The 11,050-nt window shown below is 72.3% G+C and carries 9 protein-coding genes and 1 pseudogene; 3 read left to right on the top strand and 7 right to left on the bottom strand.

Annotated elements, in window-relative coordinates; genetic code table 11:
* The coding region (locus AC08OP_RS13070) for an HAD family hydrolase (protein WP_476614433.1) at positions 1-738 on the bottom strand (738 nt) is incomplete at its 3' end.
* Between the two features lie 120 nt (positions 739-858).
* A complete protein-coding gene (locus tag AC08OP_RS13065; protein ID WP_476614432.1) occupies positions 859-1,077 on the bottom strand; it encodes a hypothetical protein in 219 nt (72 codons plus the stop codon).
* 665 nt (positions 1,078-1,742) lie between these two features.
* Between AC08OP_RS13065 and AC08OP_RS13060 the strand changes: the two genes are divergently transcribed.
* A complete protein-coding gene (locus AC08OP_RS13060; protein WP_476591984.1) occupies positions 1,743-2,585 on the top strand; it encodes a PAC2 family protein in 843 nt (280 codons plus the stop codon).
* A 75-nt stretch (positions 2,586-2,660) separates the two neighbouring features.
* Here AC08OP_RS13060 and AC08OP_RS13055 read toward each other — a convergent pair whose 3' ends face one another.
* From AC08OP_RS13055 to AC08OP_RS13035, 5 genes are all read right to left on the bottom strand, one after another.
* A complete protein-coding gene (locus AC08OP_RS13055) occupies positions 2,661-3,746 on the bottom strand; it encodes a DivIVA domain-containing protein (RefSeq protein WP_476614431.1) in 1,086 nt (361 codons plus the stop codon).
* Between the two features lie 2 nt (positions 3,747-3,748).
* Positions 3,749-5,143 carry a cysteine--1-D-myo-inosityl 2-amino-2-deoxy-alpha-D-glucopyranoside ligase gene (gene mshC / locus AC08OP_RS13050; RefSeq protein WP_476614430.1) on the bottom strand — a complete coding sequence of 465 codons (1,395 nt, stop codon included), beginning with the start codon at positions 5,141-5,143 and terminating at the stop codon, positions 3,749-3,751.
* Positions 5,144-5,255: 112 nt separating this feature from the next.
* Positions 5,256-6,035, bottom strand: a complete 780-nt coding sequence (locus AC08OP_RS13045) for an SCO1664 family protein (RefSeq protein WP_476614429.1) — start codon at positions 6,033-6,035, stop codon at positions 5,256-5,258.
* A 184-nt stretch (positions 6,036-6,219) separates the two neighbouring features.
* Positions 6,220-6,762 carry a DUF3090 domain-containing protein gene (locus tag AC08OP_RS13040; RefSeq protein ID WP_476591980.1) on the bottom strand — a complete coding sequence of 181 codons (543 nt, stop codon included), beginning with the start codon at positions 6,760-6,762 and terminating at the stop codon, positions 6,220-6,222.
* 6 nt (positions 6,763-6,768) lie between these two features.
* Entirely contained in the window at positions 6,769-7,626 is an 858-nt protein-coding gene (locus tag AC08OP_RS13035; RefSeq protein WP_476614428.1) for a histidine phosphatase family protein, read from the bottom strand.
* Between the two features lie 280 nt (positions 7,627-7,906).
* Here AC08OP_RS13035 and AC08OP_RS13030 point away from each other — a divergent pair, with 280 nt between their 5' ends.
* Together AC08OP_RS13030 and AC08OP_RS13025 are read left to right on the top strand one after the other, a co-directional pair.
* On the top strand, positions 7,907-10,300 hold the full coding sequence (locus AC08OP_RS13030) for an AAA family ATPase (RefSeq protein WP_476614427.1): 2,394 nt from the start codon (positions 7,907-7,909) through the stop codon (positions 10,298-10,300).
* Between the two features lie 96 nt (positions 10,301-10,396).
* Positions 10,397-11,050: pseudogene (locus AC08OP_RS13025) on the top strand (glycosyltransferase family 39 protein); the annotation flags it as partial.

Raw genomic sequence — 11,050 nt, 5'->3', positions numbered from 1 at the left:
GGGGGTGGCGAGGGACTCCATGAGGTCCGGGGTGACGTCGTGCAGGCTCGCCAGGAGCGCCGCGAGCCCGGCCGGCACCGGCTCGCCGCGAGCCGCGACACCCGAGGCGGTCGAAGACCCCGAAACGGTCGAGGCGGCCGACGCGGTCAGGTCGAGCAGATCCGGCATGGACGGGATCATGATGGTCGCGCACCCGGCCGCCACCCCGGCGCGCGCTCCCGACGGGCTGTCCTCCAAGACGACACAGCGGACCGGGTCGACGCCGAGCACCCGGGCGGCGGTCAGGTAGGGCTCCGGGTCCGGCTTGCGGCGAGTGACCTCATCACCGGCGACCGTCACGGCGAAGAACTCGTCACCGACGACGTGCAGCACCGGCTCCATCAGGTCGCGGAAGGACGAGGAGACCAGCGCGGTCGGGACACCCGCCGCCCGCAGCGCGCCGAGCAGTTCCACCGCCCCGGGCTGCGGGACGATCGCACCGGGCTCGCGGAACAGCTCGGCGGAGCGGCGCAGCAGGAACTCCGCCGTCGGCACCACGTCGGACGCCGGCCGGCCGAGCATCGACACCATGAGCGGCACCGCGGTGTCGATGCCGTGGCCGATCATGGCTCGTTTCATCGCCGGGGTGAACTCGCCGCCCAGCCGCGCCGCCGCCTCGTGCTCGGCGATGGTCCAGATTGGCTCGGTGTCAACGAGCAGGCCGTCCATGTCGAAGAAAACCGCCGCAAGGCTCCCCACGTCCACTCCTAGCTCAGGTAGCTCAGGTAGCTCGGTAGCTCAGGGTCGTCCGGCCGCAGTGCCCGGTTGACCGGCCTAGTGCCGGGTCGGCCGCACGGTGCCCGGTTGACCGCACGGTGCCTACGTGGCCGCGAAGTACTTCGCCTCCGGGTGGTGCAGGATGATCGCCGAGGTGGACTGCTCCGGCACGAGCTGGAACTCCTCGCCGCGCGACGGGCCGTCGCCGTCCTCGGAATTCACCGAGTCGAGGCAGAGGCTGGCCGCCTGCAACAGGGTGCCCATGGCGCCATCGGCCACCAGCGCACGCTCGGCCAGGACGGACACCAGATCATCGTGCACTGACCAAGGGTACCGGGACGGGTTTCGCCTGCCGCCGGTACGGTTTACCCTCCGTCCGGACGCCTCCGAGGATGCCGGCCACGGGCACGACGGTGACCACGGCAGGGTGATCACAACACAGGGACCACAACACAGGGACCACGATGCGGTGACCACGGCACGGTGATGATTGCGGGGTGGGAATGCCGGACGCGTCCCGGCGGGTTGCCCATGGCGCGACCGCGGGTGGCACAGCTGCGGGAACGGAGGGCGTGATGTCGGACCGCGCGGGTGTGCTCGGCGCGGTGGTCCGCACGAACACGGGCTGGGGCACACCGGTGCGGCGGCGGCCCTGGGCCGGGCCGTTCGCATTCCCGCGACGGCGGGTATCCGTCCAGAGCCGATACGGTGCAGCCACCGCATCGATCCGGAATGGATGTCCGATCCGCCCGGGTCTAGCGCCATCGAGAGACCGAGGAAAGGCGTTCCCACGAGAACATCGGCAGACTGGACCAGCGTAGGTTCCCCGCGGACGACCGCTGGTCGCCCGCGGGTCACCGGCTCACGGGCCATAAGGGAGGCTGAGGTCACGCATGTCGGCTCTGGGCAGGAGTCGTCTCCGTGAGGACGTACCGTTGCACTGTCACGGGGGCAGTGGGCCGCCGCGGGGCGGCAGGAGGTGGTAGGTGATCGAGTTCTCCGGCGTCGGTCAACTACGGTCACCGGTCGTAGTAGCCGCCTTCGAAGGGTGGAACGACGCGGCCGATGCCTCGTCCGCCGCCGTCGAGCATCTGGAGACCGCTTTCAAGGCCCGTGTCATCGGTGCTATCGACCCCGACGACTACTACGACTTCCAGGTGAACCGACCGACGGTGAGCGGGACCGACGGGGCTTCCCGGAAGATCTCGTGGCCGACCACCCGCCTGTCGGTGGCGCGGCCACCGAAGTCCGAGACGGACCTGGTGCTGATCCGCGGACTGGAACCGAACATGCGCTGGCGTGGGTTCACCGACGAGCTGATCGAGGCCGTCCACGCCCTCGGCAGCGACATGGTGATCTCCCTCGGGGCGCTGCTCGCTGACTCGCCGCACACCCGGCCGGTCCCGATCAGCGGAACCGCCGGGGACGCGGCGACGGCTGCCCGGCTCGGCCTGGAACCGTCCCGTTATGAGGGGCCGACCGGCATCGTCGGCGTCTTCGGGGAGGCATGCGCACGGGCCGAGCTCGCCTCGGTGTCGTTCTGGGCGGCGGTGCCGCACTACGTGGCTAACCCGCCCTGTCCCAAGGCGACCCTCGCGCTGCTGCGCCGAGTGGAGGACATGCTGGACATCGAGATCCCGCTGGGTGACCTTCCCGAGCGGGCGAAGGCATGGGAACGGCAGGTGGACGAGCTCGCCGCCGGGGACACCGAGGTCGCCGAGTACGTCCGTTCGCTGGAGTCACGCGAGCCCGAGACGGCGCTACCCGAGGCCAGTGGGGACGCAATCGCCCGGGAGTTCGAACGGTACCTGCGCCGTCGCGGCCAGTAAAGGCCAGGAGGAGAGCCAGCTCGGTAGAAGAAGCTGCCCCTCTCCTCCGGGCTACTCCTCTCCTCGACGATCTCGCTACTCCTCAACGATCTCGGCGTCGATGATGTCCTCGTCGGCGCCACGGCGGAACGGCACGTTCGCCGAGTTCGTGACCGGTTCGCGCGGGGTGTGGGGTTCCGCGTCCGCGACGTCGGCCTGACGATGCCGGCCCGGGGAACGCCGCCCCGTGCTGGCGACGCGACCGGTCGCCCACGCGGTCCCGGAAAGATCCGACGGTCCCGCACCGCCCGCGGGGACCGCACCGCCCGCGGGGACCGCACCGCCCGCGGGGAAACCGGCGGGACCGGCTCTCCCCGGACCGAACGGCGACGACCCCCCGGGCTGGCGGCCATACGACAGGTCCGGCGGAACGCCGACGGGTGAGGCAGACGGCATCGTCGGCCCGTCGACCACTGAGGTCCCCGCCGACCCCGGCGTCGCCGCCGACCCCGAGGTGCCCGGCGTTCCAGGCGTGCCCGGCGTTCCAGGCGTGCCCGGCGTTCCAGGCGTGCCCGGCGTCGTCGGCGCGGCCGTACCCGCCCGGGCCAGGTCGGTGACCGCCCGGTCCACCTCGTCGGAGGCCAGGACCCCGCGCAGGCGCAGCATCGCACCGATGATCTCACCCTGCTGGTGACGCAACGCCTCGAGCGAGGCGGTGCACCGGGCGATTTCCGCCTGCAGCTCAGCGTGCCGCTCCCGGGCGAGCCGGCGGCTCTCCTCCACGGCGTCGAGGAGGAGCTTCTCGGCCTGTTCCCGAGCCTCCCGCACGATCGGGTGGTTCGCCCCGGCGTCCTCGATCACCTCTTCCAGCGCCGCCTCCGCGATCTGACGGGCGCCGGTGACGATCTCCTCGGCCTCCTGCTGGGCGATGGTCAGCATCTGGCCGATCCGACCGCCGGCCTGCGCGGCCAGGCCCTCGACGCCCATGTTCGCGCTGCGGGCCCGCTCGTTCTTCAGGGCGCTTTCGGCCGCGGCCGCGCGCGAGGTCACCTGGCTGGCGTAACGCCACAGCGTGGCCAGGTAGTCGTCGACCTGATGAGGGTCGTAGCCATGCGCGACCTCGTCGAAGGTGGGCCGTTCGGTCGCTGCCCCGGGATCCACCCGGCGATGGTGAGCTCCCATCCTCAGCTCCCTCTGGGTCTGACGGGTTCAAGGTCTACACCCAGCAGTGTGTCAACGAGACGCCGCACGAGTGCGGGCGCCTCCCCCCAGGCGGGCACGTCACCGCCAGAACCGCGAACCGGGCCCCCCGGATTGGTGGGATCCGGGCCCGCACCGGCGGAGCCACCCGCATCGGCGAGCGCGGCGCCGGCCCAGGCGTCCACCGCGGCGACGGCACCCGGGGCGTCAAGGTCGTCGGCGAGCCGCTCACGCACGGCGGCGAGCAGTCCCATGGCGTCGGGCCCGGTGAGCAGGGCGACGGCGGCCCGCCACCGGTTCATCCGGTCCACAGCGTCGTCGAGCAGGCCCGGCGTCCACTCCCAGTCCTCGGTGTGCCGGTGATCGAGCAGGGCCAGACGCAGGGCCGCCGGATCCACCCCGGCCCGGCGCAGCCGGGAGACGAACTCCAGGTTGCCCCGCGACTTCGACATCTTGTGGCCGTCGAGGCTCACCATCGCGGTGTGCACGTAGCTGCGAGCGAACGGCTGGATGCCGGCGGCGACCTCGGCATGCGCCGCGCTGCACTCGTGGTGCGGAAAGCTCAGGTCGGTCCCGCCACCCTGGATGTCGATGACCCCGCCGAGATAGTGGCGGGCGATGGCGGCGCACTCGATGTGCCAGCCGGGCCGGCCGGGGCCGAACGGCGAGGGCCAGGACGGCTCGCCGGGGCGGTGTGCGCGCCACAACAGCGGATCGAGGGGGTCCTTCTTGCCGGTGCGGCGCGGGTCACCCCCGCGCTCGGCGCAGATCGCCAGCATCTCGGCCCGGCTGAGACGCGAGATCTCCCCGAAGGCGGGTGCGGTGGCGATCGAGAAGTACAGGTCGTCGTCGACCTGGTAGGCCGCGCCCCGGTCGACGAGCTCCGCCACCATGTCGACAATCATCGGGATGGCCTCGACCACCCCGACGTAGGCGTCCGGCGCCAGCATCCGCAGTGCGGTCATGTCCTCGCGGAACAGGTCGATCTCCCGGTCGGCGAGGGCCCGCCAGTCCAGCCTGTCACGGGTGGCTCGCTCAAGCAACGGGTCATCGATATCCGTTACGTTCTGTACATAGTGGACGTGATGCCCGGCGTCTCGCAGCACACGCTGCGCGAGGTCGTAGGTGAGGTAGGTGAAGGCATGCCCCAGATGCGTCGCATCATAGGGCGTGATGCCACAGACGTACAGCCTTGCTGTGGCGGCCGGCGCCAACTCGCGTACGCTCGACGTGGCCGTATCGAAGATCCTCAGTGGCTTCCCGTGACCGGGAAGAAAACGTATCGGAGGAGATTGCCACGCCTGCATGCGTGTCAGAGTAACCGCGAACCGACTCTCCGGCGGGCACGGGGAAAGTAACCGCAACGTAACCGACGGCATCCCAAACCGATCCACCCCGGATCACCGACGGTGACACCTCATGTTCTCCCGCACCTGTACCCGCACTGGTTGACCCGCCCAGAACCAGAACCCGCCCAGAACCAGAACCCGCTCAGAACGGCGGCCAGGGAATCGCCGGCCAGTCCCCCGAGGGCAACGGGAACCGGCCCTTGGCCAGCAGCCCGTCGACCCGCCTGGCGAGGGCGTCGACCTCGGTAACCGTGAGCAACTCCTCGAGCCGGTCCCGGAAGGGGCCCGCGAGCGCCTCACGCAGGTCGTCGAGCAAAGCGGTCTCCTCGGCATCGAGCCGCCTGCCCCGCCAGGTCCACAGCAGGGTGCGCAGCTTGCCGTCGGTGTGGAAGGTCACACCGTGATCGATGCCGTGAATTCGGCCGGAGGGCGCCGGCAGCAGGTGCCCACCCTTGCGGTCGGCGTTGTTGATGACGGCGTCGAACAGGGCGATCCGGCGCAGCTGGGAGTCGTCGGACCGGGTCAGCGCCACCAGGTCCACGGTGACGTCGGTATCGATCCACAGCTGCACCATGCCCTCGCCGAACGGGCCGTCACGCAGAATGGTAGGCGGGACGATGCCAAGCCCGAGCTGCTCGGAGACCTCGTAGGCGGCCAGCTCGCGGGCGGCGAGGGTGCCGTCCGGGAAGTCCCACAGGGCGCGTTCGCCGCGGACCGGCTTGTAGACGCAGCGGCCGGTCACCCCGTCAGCGCAGATGTCGCAGCAGAGCGTCGTGTTGCTCGCGTCGACCAGCCGGGCGGTGATCTCGAGGTCACCGCGGCGAAGGAGGTCGAGGGCGGCGGGGGCGTCGAGGCCGCCCCCGTCGATCGGATGCAGTGGCGGTCGCCACCCCGGGGTGGAACTCGCCGCGGAAACGCCCATCATCTCAGTCTGTCCGGTCCGGCAGGGTGATGTCACCGGACCGGACGGTGAGCGACATCTCTCCCACACCGCCAGGCCGACCGGACCGCACCGCTACCACGGACCGCACCCCCGCCATGGACCGCACCGCTGCCACGGACCGCGCACCCGCGGCGGCCGGGCCCGGCGCCCCTCGCCGGCCGCATCAGCGCAGGTGACCGTTCTGGCGCGGGCAGACGTGACCGTCGTCCAACGGCTGCCCGCACAACGGGCAGGAGGACCGGCCTGCGGCCAGGACCCGCGCCGCGCGCCGCACGAACGAGCGCGCCTGCTCGGACTCCAGCAGGACCCGGACGGCGTCCGGCCCGTCGGGATCATCGGAGAATCCGACGACCGGGTCGGTCACGCCCGTCGCCTGCGCCTCGATGACGACCCGTCCGCCACGCGGATCCCAGCCGAGCGCGATCGTCGCGGCCTGGAACTCCTCGTCGATCGGCAGATCGAGCGGTGACAGGTCGGGGTCGGCCGGGGCGGGCTCGGGCGGCGGCGTCGCGCCGCGGCGGCCCAACTCGTCGAGCAGCTCGGTCAGCTGTTCGGCAAGCAAGGCGACCTGAGCCTTCTCCACCGCGACGGTGACGACCCGCGCCCCGTCGCGGGCCTGCAGATAGAACGATCGGGCACCGGGAAGGCCTACGGTGCCCACGACGAACCGCTGCGGCGGGTCGAAGACGTGTATCCGGCGCGGCATGCCCGATCAGCCCGTTCCACCACCGGCGCTGGGACGGAAACCGCCGGCACCGCCACCGATCACCTCGTCCACGTCGAGCCCACTGGACCCCGGCGACCCCAGCGACCCCGGGGACTTCGAAGACCCCGGCGACCCCGGCGACTCCAAAGACTTCCGGGACCCGGGAGACGACGCCGCGGCGCCGACGGCCCCAGCGGAGCCCTCGGCCCGGGGTGGCGGGAGGAGCTCGACGACGTCCCCGCCGGTGTCGTTGATGCGCCGGACGAAGGGGCGGCGCTCGTTGTAGCGGATCACGGTCAGGGAACAGGGATCGACGGTGATCCGGTGGTACATGTCCAGATGCATGCCCAAGGCGTCGGCGACCACCGTGCGGATCACATCGCCGTGCGAGCACAGCAGCCAGGTGGCGTCTGGGCCCAGCCGCTCGTTCCACTCCCGCACGGCGCTCACCCCACGGGCCTGCGTGTCTCGTAGTGCCTCACCCTCGGGACCGGGGAAGACGACCGCGCTGGGATGGCTCTGCACCACCGCCCAGAGCGGATCCTTCGCCAGGGTCGCCAGTTCCTGCCCGGTCCAGTCACCGTACCGGCACTCACCGAGCCGCTCGTCGATCTCGACCTGCTGCGTGCCGTCCAGGCTGGCCTCGCTGACCGGACGGCGTCCAGCGATCATCGCTGCCGTCTGGCGGCAGCGGTCGAGCGGGCTGCTGACGATCGCCGCCAGCGGGATGTCGGCGAGGCGTCGCGCCAGGTCCGACGCCTGGCGGCGGCCACGGTCGTCCAACCCCACGCCGGGCGTCCAACCAAGCAGGATCTTGCCGGTCACGGCGGTCAGGCCGTGGCGGACCAGCAGGACTGTGGTCAACCGGTCCGTCCCTTCTGTTGCTGACGCTCACTGTTGCTGACGCTCACTGTCTCCGCCGGGCCGGACGCGCGGGTGGCCCCGGACGCGCGGGTGAACCCGGACGCGCGGGTGAACCCGGACGCGCGGGTGAACCCGGACGCACGGGTGAACCCGGATGCGCATCGGTCGGAACGCGCGACATCGCCTTCATACAGCCATGCCGCCATACAGCCGTCCCCGATACCACGCTACCCAGCGGGCTACAACAGCGGCGGAACGGTTCGTCGTTACGCTTCCCGGCATGCCGGACGAGTACACGACCGCTTCCGCCTCGGAGCCTGACGCGGTCGGCCCGCAGGCACGAGCGGACCCGCAGCCAGCGGACCCCGAGGAGGTCTTCGCCGCGTTCTGCGGGGCGGGGCTGTGGCCGGGGCTGGGCCGCACGACGGCCGGCCGGCTGCCCGCGGCCGGGATCACCCGGCCCGACCACGTCGACGTCGGCCGGTTGGGCACCGTCGAGGGGGTCACCGGACCGCGGGCCCGGCGGCTCACCGACAGCTTCCGCGCCGTGGCGGGCACGTACGCGGTCGTCGAACTGCTCGTCGCCGCGGATCTTCCGGCCCGGCTCGCGCGCGGGGTGACCGACCTGCTGGGACCCGCGCCCGCCGACCTCCTACGGGCTGATCCGTGGATGCTGCTGACCGCCGCCGACACCGAGATCGCCCAGGCCGACCGGTTCGCCCGCCGCCGCGGTCTGCAGCGCGACGATCCGCGCCGGGGCCCGGCGGTACTCACCCATCTGCTCGGCCGGGCCGCCTCCCGGGCGGGGGACACCGCGGGCCCCATGCAGGCGGTGCTGCGTGCCGCCGCGCGCGAGGGGGTGGCCGATCCGACCGCGGCGCTGACCGCGGCGCTCGACGACGGGCGGATCATCGCCGTCGGCGACCGGATCGCGCTGGAGCGGCATGCGATGGCCGAGCAGTCCGTCGCGGACGGCATCGAACGGCTGATGGCGACCGCCGAGCCGCTGCGCGCAGGCGCCCCCAGAGCCCGCCGCCGACCCGATGACGGGTCCGGGTACGACGGGTCCGGGTACGACGGCGACGACGATCCGGCCGGCCGGGCCGTGTCCGCACGGGCCGCCACCGCCCCGCCTCCGACGGCGCTGGCGTTCGACGACGACAAGGACTTCGACGACGACAAGAACGACAAGAACGACGACAAGGGCGAGGGGGGGAACGGGAGCCACGTCGGCGCCGATGGCGCCGAGGGGGACACGAACCGGGACGCCGCCGCGGCGGGCCGCCGCGGACCGGCCAACGACGGCAGACCAGCAAACAACGGCAGACCAGCAAACGACGAGGTGGTGACCGGGCTGGACGAGATCCAGCTCGCGGCGGCGCGCGCCGCGCTGGAGTCCGGCGTCAGCGTGCTCACCGGTGGGCCGGGAACGGGCAAGAGCCGCACGGTCGCGGCCGTCGTACGACTGGCCTGGGCGGCCAAGGCGGTCGTCGCACTGGCCGCGCCGACCGGACGGGCTGCCAAACGCCTCGAGGAGCTGTGCGGGGCGCCGGCGAGCACCCTGCACCGGCTGTTGCAGGCTCAAGGGCGCGGCAGCGGGTTCGCGCGCGGCGAGCACAACCCGATCGACGCCGACCTCGTCGTCGTCGACGAGGCGTCGATGCTCGACGCGGAGCTCGCCGCCGCGCTGCTCGACGCCTGCGCGGACGGTACGCACCTGATGTTCGTCGGGGACCCGGCCCAGCTACCGAGCATCGGACCGGGGCAGATCCTCGCCGACCTGCTCGAGTCCGGTGAGGTCCCGGTGACCGAGCTGCGGCGGTTGTACCGGCAGGCCGACGGCGGCGCCATCGCGACGATGGCCGCCGCGGTGCGCGGCGGGGAGCTGCCACCGCCACCACCGGGGCCTGGCCGGGAGGTCGTGGTGGTGCCGTCCGGCAGCTCCGGCGAGGCGGCGCATCGCACCGTCCAGCTCGTCACCAACTCCATCCCCCGCGCGCTCGGCATTCCCGTCGCGGACATCCAGGTCGTGACCCCGGTGCACGCCGGTCCGGCGGGCACCACGGCGCTCAACACCGCGTTGAAGGGCACGCTGAACCCGGGCGGCGGCGCCGTCTCCGGGTTCGACATCGGGGACCGTGTGGTGGCCACGGCGAACCATCTCGACGTCGGATTCGCCAACGGCGAGATCGGCACCGTCGTCGCGCTGGGCGAACGCGGTGCGCTGCGGGTCGCGTTCCCCGGCGGCGTCGTCGAGGTGCCCGCTGGTGTGCTCGGTGATCTGCGGCACGGCTGGGCGGTGACAGTGCACCGCGCGCAGGGCAGCGAGTGGCCCGCCGTCGTCGCCGTGTTCCCGCCGGAGGCCGGCCGGATGCTCACCCGTCCGCTGATCTACACGGCGCTGACCCGGGCGCAGGCCCACCTGTCGATTGTGGCCGTGAACGGCCCGGCCATCCGCAACGCCGTGCGGAGCTCGGGCGGACGGCGCCGTATGACGCTGCTCCCGGCTCTGCTCGCCGGGCAGACCGCCGGCGGCTTCGACGATCCCGACGACGATCCCGACGGGGGGCCGGACGACAGGCCCGACGGCGGGTCCGGCGCGCGGCGGGCGGGCGGCGCGACGGCTGGGGAGGCAGCCCGCGTACGGGACGGCGACGAACGGATGACAGTCTGAAACGTCGGGGCGTACATCCCCGCCAGCAGGCGACTGCGGCCACCCGGCGGAAGGCGGTTCTCTGACGGGAGGCAAGATCGTGGCAGACGAGGGGGCATGGTGAACGTAGACGCAGCCGGGAGTCCAACCGCCGGCCAGGACGCCGGATCCGGGCCGGCGGTGCTCTCGGGTCCCCGCCGCCCCCAGGCGCCGGTGGACGTGACCGCGACCGTGACCGCGGTCGTGGCCGCAGCCGCGAACAGTGCCACAGCCGCGAACAGTGCCACAGCCGGTGTCACGACCGGGACGGTCATCACGCCCGGGACCGCGTGCACGACCACCGCCGTGGCGCGGATCGCGGCGGCCAGCCCGCAGCTGCTGGTAGTCGCCGTCATACTCGCCGTCGCCGCCGGCGCGCTGATGCGGTTCGCCACCCCCAGCCATCTGTGGCTCGACGAGTCGTTGACGGTCGCCATCGCCTCGCGCCCCGTCCCCCAGCTGCTCGACGCACTGCGGCACGACGGCTCACCGCCGCTGTACTATCTGCTGCTGCACGCCTGGATCGCGGTGTTCGGCGACGGGGACGTCGCCGTGCGGGCGTTGTCCGGGGTGCTGTCGCTGGCGACGCTGCCGGTGGCGTGGCTGGCCGGGCGGCGGGTGGGCCGGACGGCATCCCAGGCCGGGAACGGTGGCCGTGACGCCGACGCCTGGGTGAGCCTGGCGACTCTGCTGATGTTCGCCTGCTCTCCCTACGCGATCCGCTACGGCAGC

It is taken from the genome of Frankia sp. CeRuru1 (assembly GCF_977966315.1).
The sequence above is the reverse complement of the archived record's forward strand: the minus strand, read 5'-3'. Positions and strand labels throughout refer to the sequence as shown.